The 13474-nt window shown below is 61.8% G+C and carries 15 protein-coding genes; 13 read left to right on the forward strand and 2 right to left on the reverse strand.

Going from position 1 to position 13474, the window contains the following annotated elements; genetic code table 11:
• Nucleotides 1-97 precede the first annotated feature (97 nt).
• A complete protein-coding gene (gene trxC / locus J7E41_RS01230) occupies nt 98-532 on the forward strand; it encodes a thioredoxin TrxC (RefSeq protein WP_169357535.1) in 435 nt (144 codons plus the stop codon).
• Here trxC and J7E41_RS01235 read toward each other — a convergent pair.
• Together J7E41_RS01235 and J7E41_RS01240 are read right to left on the reverse strand one after the other, a co-directional pair.
• The gene (locus J7E41_RS01235; protein WP_214989605.1) at nt 520-855 is read right to left on the reverse strand and encodes a DUF6124 family protein; all 336 of its coding nucleotides are present in this window, start codon (nt 853-855) and stop codon (nt 520-522) included. The two genes, trxC and J7E41_RS01235, sit on opposite strands and share 13 nt — an antisense overlap.
• Before the next feature lie 432 nt (nt 856-1287).
• Nucleotides 1288-2058, reverse strand: coding sequence for a ParA family protein (locus tag J7E41_RS01240; RefSeq protein WP_214989606.1), 771 nt, complete (start codon nt 2056-2058; stop codon nt 1288-1290).
• Nucleotides 2059-2407: 349 nt separating this feature from the next.
• Between J7E41_RS01240 and J7E41_RS01245 the strand changes: the two genes are divergently transcribed.
• From J7E41_RS01245 to J7E41_RS01300, 12 genes are all read left to right on the forward strand, one after another.
• Complete coding sequence (locus J7E41_RS01245) at nt 2408-3130, forward strand: beta-ketoacyl synthase chain length factor (RefSeq protein WP_214989607.1); 723 nt, start codon at nt 2408-2410, stop codon at nt 3128-3130.
• Nucleotides 3106-3918: a lysophospholipid acyltransferase family protein gene (locus J7E41_RS01250; RefSeq protein ID WP_214989608.1), complete on the forward strand. Its 813-nt coding sequence runs from the start codon at nt 3106-3108 to the stop codon at nt 3916-3918. Before J7E41_RS01245 ends, J7E41_RS01250 begins: the two co-directional genes overlap by 25 nt.
• Entirely contained in the window at nt 3896-4165 is a 270-nt protein-coding gene (locus J7E41_RS01255; RefSeq protein ID WP_214989609.1) for a phosphopantetheine-binding protein, read from the forward strand. Before J7E41_RS01250 ends, J7E41_RS01255 begins: the two co-directional genes overlap by 23 nt.
• A 9-nt stretch (nt 4166-4174) precedes the next feature.
• A complete protein-coding gene (locus J7E41_RS01260) occupies nt 4175-4429 on the forward strand; it encodes an acyl carrier protein (protein WP_214989610.1) in 255 nt (84 codons plus the stop codon).
• Nucleotides 4426-4971 carry a hypothetical protein gene (locus J7E41_RS01265; RefSeq protein WP_214989611.1) on the forward strand — a complete coding sequence of 182 codons (546 nt, stop codon included), beginning with the start codon at nt 4426-4428 and terminating at the stop codon, nt 4969-4971. Before J7E41_RS01260 ends, J7E41_RS01265 begins: the two co-directional genes overlap by 4 nt.
• On the forward strand, nt 4968-6638 hold the full coding sequence (locus tag J7E41_RS01270) for an ApeI family dehydratase (protein ID WP_214989612.1): 1671 nt from the start codon (nt 4968-4970) through the stop codon (nt 6636-6638). The genes J7E41_RS01265 and J7E41_RS01270 overlap by 4 nt, the downstream gene beginning before the upstream one ends.
• 206 nt (nt 6639-6844) lie before the next feature.
• Nucleotides 6845-7579 carry a glycosyltransferase family 2 protein gene (locus J7E41_RS01275; protein WP_214989613.1) on the forward strand — a complete coding sequence of 245 codons (735 nt, stop codon included), beginning with the start codon at nt 6845-6847 and terminating at the stop codon, nt 7577-7579.
• Entirely contained in the window at nt 7576-8511 is a 936-nt protein-coding gene (locus J7E41_RS01280; RefSeq protein WP_214989614.1) for a glycosyl transferase, read from the forward strand. The genes J7E41_RS01275 and J7E41_RS01280 overlap by 4 nt, the downstream gene beginning before the upstream one ends.
• On the forward strand, nt 8495-10036 hold the full coding sequence (locus tag J7E41_RS01285; RefSeq protein ID WP_214989615.1) for an HAL/PAL/TAL family ammonia-lyase: 1542 nt from the start codon (nt 8495-8497) through the stop codon (nt 10034-10036). Before J7E41_RS01280 ends, J7E41_RS01285 begins: the two co-directional genes overlap by 17 nt.
• Nucleotides 10029-10454, forward strand: coding sequence for an acyl-CoA thioesterase (locus tag J7E41_RS01290; RefSeq protein WP_214989616.1), 426 nt, complete (start codon nt 10029-10031; stop codon nt 10452-10454). Before J7E41_RS01285 ends, J7E41_RS01290 begins: the two co-directional genes overlap by 8 nt.
• Nucleotides 10451-11152 carry an outer membrane lipoprotein carrier protein LolA gene (locus J7E41_RS01295; protein ID WP_214989617.1) on the forward strand — a complete coding sequence of 234 codons (702 nt, stop codon included), beginning with the start codon at nt 10451-10453 and terminating at the stop codon, nt 11150-11152. Before J7E41_RS01290 ends, J7E41_RS01295 begins: the two co-directional genes overlap by 4 nt.
• Nucleotides 11142-13454 carry an MMPL family transporter gene (locus tag J7E41_RS01300; protein ID WP_214989618.1) on the forward strand — a complete coding sequence of 771 codons (2313 nt, stop codon included), beginning with the start codon at nt 11142-11144 and terminating at the stop codon, nt 13452-13454. The genes J7E41_RS01295 and J7E41_RS01300 overlap by 11 nt, the downstream gene beginning before the upstream one ends.
• Nucleotides 13455-13474: the final 20 nt, after the last annotated feature.

A 13474-nucleotide genomic window follows, 5' to 3' on the forward strand; every position in this document is an offset into this window, starting at 1 on the left:
TGAAACTGTGAGCACATGCGTCGCCGACTCCTAACCTTGATAAACCCTGTACCTGACTCCAAATAGAACCCATTAGGCCACTTCAACGGAGCCCACCATGTCCGATCCTCTGGTAATCCCCTGCCCGCATTGCAACGGCCTCAACCGTATCCCCAACGAACGCCTTGGCGATGCGCCGAAGTGCGGGCGCTGTAAGCAGCCGGTGTTGCTGAGCAAACCCTTCGACCTGAAACAGGGCGACTACGCCAGCCAGATCAAAGGTGATCTGCCGCTGTTGGTGGATGTGTGGGCCGAGTGGTGTGGGCCATGCAAGTCGTTTGCGCCAGTGTTTGAACAGGCGGCCGGGCAACTGGTGGGGAAATGCCGATTGGCCAAGCTCGATAGCGAGGCCAACCAGCAACTTTCCGCTCAACTGGGTATTCGGTCGATTCCCAGCTTGATTCTGTTCAAGAATGGCCGGGAAGTGGCGCGCCAGAGCGGTGCGTTTCCGTTGCCGCAGTTGATGAGCTGGTTGCGTAGTCAGGGTATCTGAGCCGAGGAGAACTCTTGGTCCATGACCCGGCCCATCAGCAAGACACCCAACTCGCTCAACTGATGAATCGCGAGCACGACGTCGCGCTGCTTGCCGGTAAGGTCGTCGGAAAGATCGAGCAAGAGGGTGGTGACCGAGGAGAAGGTTTCGTAGCTGTTGAGGATCAGGGTTTCTTTGTCGATGCCGGGGGCAACAGTGAACAGCGCAGATGAGGCTGGAGTTGCTGAGGGCGTTAGATAGTGGTCGATGGCGCGGCGGGCAGCTTGGTTCAGCTTTTCGTCTTGAAGCGAGCTGCCTGGCGGATTGGGCGTAACTTTGAACATGATTCGTCTCCGTAGTAGTGAAGCCGCAACCAACTCGCTACTAAACGAAGGGGTGGCAGCTGTACGCAGGTTAGTAGACCGGGGAGACGCAACCGGCGCGCTCGAAAGCGCCCTACGCACAGCCACCATCAAGTGCAGGAAGTTCCTGACTGGAGAAGCACCGTACGTCGTCACCACTGGGCTACTAAACCCGATCACTGAGTATTCAGTGACCGAAGAACCTTAGAGACGCCCATCCAGACGCACAAGCCGGCGGATTCTGGCGTAACTGTAGGCAACGACGCAAGACAGCGATTTCCCTGTAGGAACAAAGATCCAATGTGGGAGCGGGCTTGCTCGCGAAAGCGGTGGGTCAGTCAAATATGTACCAACTGACACACCGCTTTCGCGAGCAAGCCCGCTCCCACATGGGTTATGTGTTGCCCGTAGCGATCACGCGTTTTCCAGCAGGTTATGCAACTCCACAAACTGCTGCGTCAGCTTATGCCGTGGGTCCAGGTGGATCAGCGGCATGTTCGCCTGGTGCGACTCACGCATGCGCACCGAACTGCCCAGGTACACCGGCAACACCGGCAAGCCTTCCGCGATCAGTTCATCCAGCATCTGTTGCGGCAGGCTCGCCCGGGCCTGGAACTGGTTGACCACGATGCCTTCCACCTCAAGGCCTTCGTTATGGTCCTCCTTCAACTCTTCGATTTCCGCCAGCAGGCCGTACAGCGCCTGACGGGAAAAACTGTCGCAATCGAAGGGAATCAATACTCGATCAGCAGCGATCAACGCCGAAACCGCATAAAAATTCAACGCCGGCGGGGTATCGAGGTAAATCCGGTCGTAATCCTCGCTCAACTCTTCCAGCAGCTTTCGCAGCTTGTTGATCTTGTGCTTGGCCTCAAGCTTGGGCTGCAAATCCGCCAGCTCCGCCGTGGCCGTGATCACATGCAGGTTGTCGAACGGGGTTTCGTAGATATCCACCTGGTTTTTCTTCGAAAACGGCCCCGAGGACAGGGTTTGCTTGAAGAAGTCGGCAATGCCCATCGGGATGTCATTACCCGTCAGCCCAGTGAGGTACTGGGTCGAGTTAGCTTGGGCATCGAGGTCCACCAATAGGGTTCGATAGCCTTCACTGGCGCTGACCGCCGCCAGGTTGCAGGCAATGCTGGACTTACCCACACCGCCTTTCTGATTGAACACCACGCGCCGCATGGAAAAACCTCCGTGTATCAATGAATGACCGAGTGTAGAGGGCAAAAGCGCCGGTTAGCTACCTTGTTCGTCCATGTACTACACAAGCTCCCGTTTGATCCCGCGCAACGGGATGCGCAAGCGCTGCGTGAAAAGGAAAAGACCGACAAGCCAGGCAATCGCTCTTCACTGACAATCCATCCATAATCATTTCCAGCAATTTTGTAATGACTTGTGAACAATTTTTACCAAAATTTGCTAGAAGCCCGTCGCACCGGGATAATGCGCGCCACTCGGCTATTGCTCCCTGTCCCGTTAATCCGGGCCAACCGCCGCACAAGGAAGCCCGCAGGGGCGGGAAATCTTCTCAGTGATCAATTTCAACATCGCCCAATGGCGCGCCTGGGCCCCTGGGCTCGAAAGCGCGGACGACTGGCGCGCCTGGTGCCAGGCCCCGGCGGCGCTGGTCAGCAGCGACGTTGCCCCTGATGTGTCGTTCCTGCCCGCCATGCAGCGCAGGCGCCTGAGTCGCCTGGCCCGGATGGCGTTCAGCGTCGGCTGGCCGCTGGCCGAAGGCCTGCAACACTTGCCACTGGTGTTTATTTCCCGTCACGGCGAAACCCCGCGCACCCTGGATATTCTCAGTGACCTGGCCAATGAGCAGCCACTGTCGCCTACGCAGTTCAGCCTTTCGGTGCATAACGCGGTGATTGGCCTGTGGTCGATCCTGCGCAATGAAACCAGCGAAATGACCGCCCTCGCCGCCGCAGGCGATGGCCTGGAGCACGGCATGCTGGAAGCCGCCGCCCTGCTCAACGAAGGCGCGCCCGCCGTATTGCTGGTGATCAGCGAAGAACAGCCCCCCGAGGCCTACGCCAGCTGGATCGACGATGTGCCATTCCCCTACGCCCTTGGGCTGCTGCTGACGCCGGGCGACGAATGGCAGCTGGAACTCACCGCCGCCACTGTCCAATCCTCCACCACAACCCAGTGGCCTCACGCCCTGAACCTGCTGCGCATCCTGCTCAATGAACAGGGTGCCTGCCAACATGCCTGGAAGAACCGAGTATGGAACTGGCAACGCAAGCCTTGACTGACAAGCCACGGCACGCCTACTACTGGCGCCTGTTCGCCACCGCCACCAGCTTTATCCTGTTTGGTGTAGGCGGTTTGTGCCTGCGTTTGCTGGTGTTTCCACTGCTCAGTTGCCTGCCGGGTGACGCCAGCCAGCATCAACGGCGCGCCCGCCACACCATCAGTTGGCTGTTCTGGTGCTTTGTTCGCATGATGCAGCGTTTGGGCATTCTCACCTACAGCGTCGAAGGTGCCGAAAAACTCGGCCGCCCTGGCCAGATGATCGTCGCCAACCACCCGTCGCTGATCGACGTGGTGTTTTTGATCGGCCTGATGCGCCAGACCAACTGCGTGGTCAAGCAGAGCCTGTGGCAAAACCCGTTCACCCGCGGCCCCGTGAGCGACGCCGGCTACATCAGCAATGATGGCAGCGCCGACATGCTCGATGCCGCAGCCGGCGCCCTGCGGGAAGGCCAGACCCTGATCATCTTCCCCGAGGGCACCCGCACCTCACCGGGCCAGATGCCGGCCTTTCATCGCGGGGGCGCCGCCATTGCCCTGCGGGGTGCGACAATCATCACCCCCGTGGTGATCACGGTCAGCCCCACTACCCTGACCAAGGCCGAACCCTGGTATCGCATCCCGAAATGCCGCTTTCACTTCAGTTTGCGGGTGGGTGCCGATATAGAACCACAGGCGTTTGCAGCACTGGGGCCCGCACCCCAGGCTTCACGCAAGCTTAACGATTACCTGCACCAGTATTTTATTAAGGAGCTCGCCAAAGATGAGCAACCAACACAGCCTTGAGCGCGACATAAAAACGCTGATCATCGAGGCCCTGGGCCTTGAGGACATTAGCGTGGACGACATCGGCAACGAGCAAACCCTGTTCGGCGAAGGCCTGGGGCTGGATTCAGTCGACGCCCTGGAATTGGGCCTGGCCATCCAGAAAAAGTACGGTATCAAGATCGATGCCGACGCCAAGGACACTCGCAATCACTTCACCAACGTGACCAGCCTCGCGGCGTTCGTCACGGCCCGACAGGCAGCTTGAGACCGTACCATGCAAACTCGTGACGATATTTTCAACACCTTGCGCGACGCCTTGGTGGAACTGTTTGAACTGGAACCTGAGCGCGTCACCCTCGACGCCAACCTGTACCAGGACCTGGAAATCGACAGCATCGACGCGGTCGACCTGATCGACCACATCAAGCGCCAGACCGGCAAGAAAATCGCCGCCGAAGAGTTCAAGACGGTGCGCACCGTGAACGACGTGGTCGAGGCGGTCTACCGTCTGGTCCAGCCGGCCGCATGAGCCGACTGATCGGCCTTGGCCTGTTGCTGGCGGGGCTGCTGTACCCTTTTGCGGTGTATTTCGGCACGGAGCATTTTGCACCGTGGCAATTTGGCCTGCTGCTGGCCTGCCTATGGCTGCTGCGGGCGCTGACCGGAGCCCACAACCCGAGCGCACGCTGGATGGCGGCCGTGGCGGTGGTGTTTTGCCTGCTGCTGGCCTGGTTCGATAACCCGCAACTGTTGCGCTGGTACCCAAGCCTGGTCAGTGGCTTCATGCTGGCGCTGTTTGGCCTGAGCCTGAAATACGGCCCGCCGATGGTCGAGCGCCTGGCACGCATGACCGAGCCACAATTGCCCGACGTGGCGATTCGATATACCCGCCACGTCACCGTGGTCTGGAGTGTATTTTTTCTGTGTAACGGCCTGCTCGCTGCCGCCCTCACTTTATGGGCGCCGCTGAGCTGGTGGATGTTGTACAACGGTCTGATCGCCTACGGGTTGATGGGGCTGTTGTTTGCCGTGGAATGGCTGGTACGACAAAGGATTCGAGGCCGCGTATGAATTGGTTGAATCTTGAGCACTTGCTGCTTGAGCCTGTGGCGCAGCGCCCGGTTACCCGTGAGCCTGCGTTGAATCATGCCCAGCTGTGGGAGCAGTCCCTGAGTCTGGCGGCCGGGCTGCAAGCCCGGGGCATCCAGCGGCTGGCCGTGCATCTGGAAGATGCCGGCGTGTTGGCGATTGCGCTCCTGGGCGCCTGGCGCGCCGGGGTCAGCGTGCTGTTGCCGGCCGACCTGCAACCCCAAACCCGCCAGCGCTGGGCGGATGACGTGGACGGCTGGCTGACGGAAGCCGCCGATCTCGACGCGTTCTTCCAGGCACCACTGGGCGCCGCCGCCCTCGATCTGGATCACTGCCACCTGAGTCTGTGCACCTCCGGCTCCAGTGGCGAGCCCAAGCGCATCGACAAAACCCTGCGGCAACTGGCCAATGAAGTCCAGGCCCTGGAAACCCTGTGGGGCGCCGATCTCGGTGAAGCCTGCATCATCGGCAGCGTCGCCACCCAGCACATCTATGGCTTGCTGTTCCGCGTGCTGTGGCCGCTATGCGCTGGTCGAACTTTCGTGCGCCGCCAATTGGCCTTTCCCGAAGACATGCAGCGGGCCAGTCGCGAACAACCACACTTCGCCTGGATCGCCAGCCCGGCATTGCTCAAACGCATGGGTGATAACCTCGACTGGCCGGCGTTGAGCGCGGTCAAGCGCGTGTTCTCCTCCGGCGGCGCTTTGCCGAGTGAAGCCGCCAGCAGCCTGCTGCAACGCTTGCAGCAATGGCCGACCGAAATCCTCGGCAGCTCGGAAACCGGCGGCATCGCCTGGCGTCAGGGCGAACAACCCTGGCAACCGTTTGCCGACGTGCAGTTGAGCCAGGACGCCGACGGTGCCTTGCGCATCGCCTCGCCGTACTTACCCAGCGGGCACATCGAACAGACCGCCGATGCGGCGAAGATCCACGCCGATGGGCGCTTCGAACTGCTGGGGCGCCTGGACCGGATCGTCAAACTGGAAGAAAAACGCATCTCACTGCCGATGCTGGAACAGGCGCTGATGGATCACCCTTGGGTCGCGGAACCCCGCCTCGGGGTGGTGCAAGAAAACCGCGCCTCCCTCGGCGCCCTGGTGGTGCTCAGCGCACCCGGCCTGCACGCCTTGCGCAATCAAGGCCGACGCAGCGTCACCCAGGCCCTGCGCCAGCATCTGAGCCAACACTGCGAAGCCCTGGCCCTGCCCCGTCGCTGGCGCCTGCTGCGACAGTTGCCGCTCAATACCCAAGGCAAACTGCCCCAGGCCGACGTCGAAGCGCTGCTGCTCGCACCTCGCCCCAAGGCACCCGAAGTGCTCGAAACAGCTGAAGCCAACGGTGAGTGGACCCTGCAACTGGCGATCCCGCCGGACCTTGCCTACTTCAGCGGCCACTTCCCGCAAACCCCGGTACTGCCGGGCGTCGTGCAGGTGGACTGGGCGCTGAACCTGGGCCAGCAATTGTTCGACCTACCGGGAAAATTCGCCGGAATGGAAGTACTCAAATTCCAGCAACTGGTACGCCCCGACGACCGGATTGAACTGCACCTGCGCTTCGACCGCGAGCGTAGCAAGTTGTACTTCGCCTACCGCAACGACACCGCAGCCTGCTCCAGTGGCCGGATCGTGCTGGAGGTGGCAAGTGACTGAGCTTTTGTGGACAGAACACTTACTGTGGTCAGAGAGCCTATTGTGGCGAGCGGGCTTGCCCGCGCTGGGCTGCGAAGCAGCCCTAAAACAGACGACTGAGAGCTGCCTGAAAAACCGCAGAGCCAGGTTTGGGAGCACTTCGCACTCCAACGGGAGCAAGCTCCCTCGCCACAGGGTTTGTCGGCAGCCTCAGGAGGCAATCGAGCATGCATAACCCCTGCGCCCTGATTCCGGTGTACAACCACGAAGCCGCCGTACCTGCCGTGGTCCGCAGCCTGCTGGACAGCGGCTTGCCGTGCCTGTTGGTGGACGACGGCAGCAGCCCGGCCTGCGCGAAGGTCCTGGCCCAACTGGCAACCCTCGACAATGTGTCGCTGCTGACCCTGCCCACCAATCAGGGCAAAGGTGGCGCCGTGATGACCGGTTTTCGCGAAGCGGCACGCCTGGGCTTCACCCATGCACTGCAAGTGGACGCGGACGGCCAGCACGACCTGCGGGAAGTCAGCACCTTCCTTGACGCCTCGCGCAACCATCCCGAGGCGCTGATCTGCGGCTACCCGGAGTACGACCATAGCGTGCCCAAGGGCCGCCTGTATGCCCGCTACCTTACCCACGTGTGGGTGTGGATCAACAGCCTGTCGTTGCAGATTCGTGATTCGATGTGCGGCTTTCGCATCTACCCGCTCCCCCCCGTGCTGGCGTTGATGGACTCGGCCAACATCGGCAAACGTATGGACTTCGACTCGGACATTATCGTGCGCCTGTCGTGGCGCAACCAGCCTATGCGCTGGCTGCCCACCAAAGTGCATTACCCCGCCAATGGCCTGTCGCACTTTCGGATGGTCCACGACAACGTGCTGATCTCTTCCATGCACACCCGGTTGTTCTTCGGCATGCTGCTGCGCGCACCGATGATCCTCTGGCGGCGGTGGCAGGCATGAACGAAAGCACCCGGCATTGGGCCGACCGCCAGGAGCGCGGCAGTTTCTGGCTGATGAAGCTCACCGCATTGGGCGCCAAGTTCCTCGGCCGCCGAGTGTTGAGCCCGCTCCTGTATGGCATCGTTTGCTACTTCTTCCTGTTCGGCCGCACCGCTCGCCAAAGCGCCTGGCAGTACCAGCAACGCCTGGCCGACTGGAGCGGTCGCGATGACTTGCGCCCCAGCCAGCGGCGGGTCTTCGGCCAGTTCATGGCCTTCGCCGAGGCCCTGCTGGACAAACTTGACGTGTGGAACGGCAAACTGCGCCTGGAGCAGATCGAAATAGTCGACCCGGCGAAACTGCGCGATCAGTTGCGCGGCGAGCGTGGGCAAATGCTGGTGGGCGCACACCTGGGCAACCTGGAAGTGTGCCGGGCACTGGCAGAGCTGGGTGAGAAAGTCACCATGAACGTACTGGTGCACACCAAGCACGCCGAGCGTTTCAATCGCCTGCTGGGCGAAGCCGGGGCCAGTAATTTGCGGTTGATCCAGGTCAGCGAACTGGACCCGGCAACCATGCTGCTGCTCAGCCAGCGTCTGGACGAAGGCGAGTGGCTGGCGATTGCCGGTGACCGCGTACCGCTGCACGGCGGGCGCACGGTCCGGGTGGATTTTCTCGGCCACGATGCGGCGTTTCCACAAGGCCCGTGGCTACTGGCCGGCCTGCTGAAATGCCCGGTCAACCTGTTGATGTGCCTGAAGAACGAAGGCCGATATCGCTTGATCATCGAGCCGTTCACCCAACTGATCGAATGGAAGCGCAGCAACCGCCAGCAAGTAATCGCCCTGTGGACCGCCCGCTACGCCGAGCGCCTGGGCCAGTTTTGCCTGCAAGCCCCCCAACAATGGTTCAACTTTTACCCTTTCTGGAAGACCGATGACGACGCATCTTGAGCCGGTAACCTTCGGCGAACTCCCTCTGCGCATCGAAGACGTGCTGGCCTTGGCCAACCGCCAAGTGCCGACTCAGTTGCAAGGCGATGCCGAGTATCGCCAACGCATCGCCAAGGGCGCGCAGTTCCTTGACTCGCTGCTGGACAAGGAAGGTGTGATCTACGGCGTCACCACCGGTTATGGCGACTCCTGCGTGGTGGCCGTGCCATTGCAGCACGTCGAAGCGCTGCCGCGTCATCTCTACACTTTTCACGGTTGCGGCCTGGGCAAGCTGCTGGATGCACAAGCGACCCGCGCGGTGCTTGCGGCGCGTTTGCAGTCGCTGTGCCACGGCGTGTCGGGTGTGCGCGTGGAACTGCTGGAGCGCCTGCATGCCTTCCTCGAATTCGACGTGCTGCCACTGATCCCGGAAGAAGGCTCGGTGGGCGCCAGCGGTGATCTGACGCCGCTGTCCTATGTGGCAGCAACCTTGTCCGGCGAGCGCGAAGTAATGTTCCGCGGCGAGCGTCGCCAGGCCGCCGACGTACACCGCGAACTGGGTTGGGCCCCACTGGTACTGCGCCCCAAAGAGGCCCTTGCCTTGATGAATGGCACAGCGGTCATGACTGGCCTGGCGTGCCTGGCCTTCGCCCGCGCCGATTACCTGCTGCAACTGGCCACGCGCATCACGGCAATGAACGTGGTAGCGCTGCAAGGTAATCCGGAGCACTTCGACGAACGCCTGTTCGCCGCCAAGCCGCACCCGGGGCAGATGCAAGTCGCCGCCTGGCTGCGCAAGGACCTGGCCATCGACGCGCCAACCGCGCCGCTGCATCGCCTGCAAGATCGCTATTCCCTGCGCTGCGCGCCCCACGTCCTTGGCGTGCTGGCCGACAGCCTGAACTGGCTGCGCTCGTTCATCGAGATCGAACTCAACAGCGCCAATGACAACCCGATCATCGACGCCGAAGCCGAACGCGTCCTGCACGGTGGGCATTTCTACGGCGGGCATATCGCCTTTGCCATGGACAGCCTCAAGACCCTGGTGGCCAACGTCGCCGACCTGCTGGACCGGCAACTGGCGCTGCTGGTGGACGTGCGTTACAACCACGGGTTGCCGAGCAACCTGTCGGGTGCCCCGGCTGACCGGGCGATGATCAACCATGGCTTTAAAGCCGTGCAGATCGGCACCAGCGCCTGGACCGCCGAAGCCCTGAAAAACACCATGCCCGCCAGCGTGTTCTCGCGCTCAACCGAGTGTCATAACCAGGACAAGGTGAGCATGGGCACCATCGCCGCCCGCGACGCCATTCGTGTGCTGGAGCTGACCGAACAGGTCGCAGCCGCCACCTTGCTCGCCGCCAATCAAGGCGTGTGGCTGCGGGGCCAGGCCGAAGACGCTCGTCCCCTGCCTCCGGCCTTGGCCGCCATGCACGAAGAGCTCGCCAAGGACTTCCCGCCGGTCATCGAAGACCGCGCCCTGGAAGGCGAACTGCGCCTGTGCCTGCAACGCATCGCCGAGCAACACTGGAGGCTGCATGCGTAGCAAGGGCGTGCTGCACAGCGACACCGAAATCCTGGTGCCGTTTTTCGACGTCGACACCATGAATGTGGTGTGGCACGGCCATTACGTGAAGTACCTGGAAGTGGCCCGCTGCGCCTTGCTGGACAAGATCGGCCACAACTACACGACGATGCTCGAATCGGGCTACGCCTGGCCGGTGATCGATATGCAGCTGCGTTATGTGCGCGGTGCGACCTTCGGCCAGACCATCAACGTGCGTGCCAGCCTGGTGGAGTGGGAGAACCGCTTGAAGGTCAATTACCTGATAACCGACCTGGCCAGCGGCGAGCGTCTGACCCGCGCCAGTACCGTGCAGGTGGCAGTAGAGATTGCCAATCGCGAAATGCAGCTGGCGTCGCCCAACGTATTCACAGACGCTGTCGAAAGGGCTTTGAAATGAGATCCAATGTGGGAGCGGCGGTGCGACGATTCGACTTGCTCGCGAAGGTCGTCAACAATAACGCGGGTCGCCTGACACTTCGCGGCGCCCTCAGGTTTTTCGCGAGCAAGCTCGCTCCTGCAGTGTTCACGCTGCTTGGTTTTTCAGGTGTGGCCCAGGCGTTTGACCTGCAACAACTCAGCGATCAGCTCGCCAAGCCTTCGGTGATTCACGGCAACTTCATCCAGGAAAAACACCTGCGTGCCTTGCCGCAACCACTGACCAGCAAGGGCACCTTTGTCCTGGCCAGGGATCATGGCCTGCTGTGGTTGCTCAAAACCCCGCTGCAACAGGACTACCGCATCAGTGCCCAAGGCATTGCCCGCCGGGACGCCAACGGCTGGCAATTGCTCCCGAACAAGAGCGCCGGCGCCGAGCAGAATCGCTTGTTCCTCGCCGTATTACAGGGTGACAGCAGCGGCTTGCAGCGCGACTTCGAGCTGCAACTGCAAGGCGAGGCCAAACAATGGAAGTTGACCTTGATCCCGCGCTCGCTGCTGCTCAAGCAAGTGTTCACCCAGATCAATATCGACGGTGGTGAGCTGGTGCAAAAAATCGAACTACTGGAAACACAAGGCGACAGCACCGTACTGCGCATGCAAGACAGTACCAGCAGCCAACCGTTGAGCGACACGGAGCAGCACGATTTTGCCCAGTGAACGCTGGTTGCCGCGCCTGTTCTTGATCCTGCTGGTGGCCGTATTGGCCCTGGCCGGCTGGCAATGGCGCCATGGCGCGCCGCTGTCGGCCAACCTGATGGAGCTGGTGCCGGGCACCGCGCCGGACGCCCTGGAACTGCGCGCCGAACAACGCATGCAGGAGCCGCTGAACCGCGAGATGTTGGTGCTGGTGGGGCACGCCGATCGCCAACAGGCGGTGGCCATGGCTCAGCAGTTGGGCGAACGCTGGCAAACCAGCGGCCTGTTTGAAAAGGTCCAATGGAACCTGCAAGCCGACCTGCCGGCCCTGCGTCAGCAGTTGCTGCAAGGACGGCTGGCGATGCTGTCCACCAAGGACCGCGAGCAACTGATCGAACAACCTCAGGCGTTCATTCAACAACGTGCACAGGCGCTGTTCGACCCCTTTACCGGGTTCAGCCTGGTGCCGAGCCAGGATGATTGGCTAGGCCTGACCGGACGCATCCAGAACAGCCAGCCGCAGCACGGTTCGGTGCAACTGGACATCGGCAGCGGCGCCTTGATTGCCGATGCCGACGGCAAGAGCTGGGTGCTGCTGCGCGCGCGCACCACCGGCAATGCCTTCGATATGAAACTGCCGCTGCAAGTGGCCGAATTACTCAACACCAGCCGGGAACAGGCCAGCCAGCAAGGCGTGCAATTGCTCGCGGCCAGCGGCTTGTTGTACGCGGCCAATGGTCAGCAGCAGGCCACCCGGGAAATCACCTGGGTCGGCGGCGGCGCGACCGCCGGGATTCTGTTGCTGCTGTTACTGGCATTCCGTCGTTGGCGGGTGTTGCTGGCGTTTGTGCCGGTGCTGGTGGGCATGCTGTTTGGTGCCGTGGCCTGCGTAGCGCTGTTCGGGCACATGCATGTGATGACCCTGGTGCTGGGCTCCAGCCTGATCGGTGTGGCCGTTGATTACCCGCTGCACTACCTGTCCAAGAGCTGGAGCATGAGCCCTTGGCGCAGTTGGCCGGCCTTGCGCCTGACCTTGCCGGGTTTAAGCCTGAGCCTGGCCACCAGTTGCATCGGCTATCTGGCATTGGCCTGGACACCGTTCCCGGCCCTGACCCAGATTGCGGTGTTCTCCGCCGCAGGACTGGTGGGGGCGTATCTGTCGGCGGTGTGCCTGCTGCCGGCCTTGCTCAAAGGCGTCGAACTGCGTCCGGCCCAGTGGCCGCTGCGTATCGCCGAGTTTTTGCTGAGCGTGCGTGAGTCCCTGCTCAAGCGCTTGCCGAGCCCGGTGTTGCTGGTGCTGGTATTGCTGTTTTGCGCCGGTGGCTTGTGGCACCTGAACAGCAAAAACGATATCCGCCAGTGGATCGGCGCGCCGCCGCAGTTGCTGCAGGAAGCCCAGGCCATTGCGCGCATTACCGGCTACCAGCCCACCAGTCAGTTCTTCCTCGTGCGGGCGGACAATCAGCAACAACTGCTGGAGCGTCAGGCCGCCTTGGGTCAGCGCCTGGACCAACTGGTGAACATGGACAAGCTCCAGGGTTATCTGGCGCTGAATCAATTGGTCAATCAACCCAGCGAACAGCAGCAAGTACGCGAAGCCCTGAGCAAACTGCCGCAGTTCTGGCAACCGCTGCTGGACCTCGGCGTACCGGCCAGTGCCCTGCAAGCCGAACTGACGCAACTGCAAGCCCTGCCCACCGAAGACATCAATGCCGCCTTGAGCGGCCCGCTGGCCGAGCCTTGGCGCCTGCTGTGGCTGGGCCCGACCGACACCGGCGTGGCGGCGATGGTTAGCCTTCAAGGGTTGAATAACCCGGCGCTGCTGCGAATCCAGGCCCTGGATTTACCCGGTGTGCAATTGGTAGATCGCCTGGGTGACTTGAACCGGGTGTTCGCCGCCACCCAGATCAGCGCAGCCGAGTTGAAGCTGATGTCCTGTGCGCTGATCGTGCTGCTGTTGATTCTGCCTTTCGGCTTCGGTGGCGCCCTGCGTATCGTTGCCCTGCCGCTGCTCGCCGCCCTGTGCAGCCTGGCCAGCCTCGGTTGGCTAGGACAGCCGCTGACGTTGTTCAGCCTGTTCGGCCTGCTGCTGGTGACCGCTATCAGCGTCGACTACGCGATCCTGATGCGTGAGCAAATCGGCGGCGCCGCCGTCAGTCTGCTGGGCACCTTGCTGGCGGCCGTGACAACATGGTTGTCGTTCGGCCTGCTGGCGATTTCCAGCACTCCGGCGGTCAGTAATTTCGGCCTGTCGGTGAGCCTCGGGCTGGCCTTCAGCTTTATCCTGGCGCCATGGGCTGGCCGTCAGGGACATCCCTCATGAATTCGATTATCGCCAAAGCG

The sequence above is a fragment of the Pseudomonas fluorescens genome (assembly GCF_018614655.1).
Lineage (GTDB): Bacteria > Pseudomonadota > Gammaproteobacteria > Pseudomonadales > Pseudomonadaceae > Aquipseudomonas > Aquipseudomonas fluorescens_BX.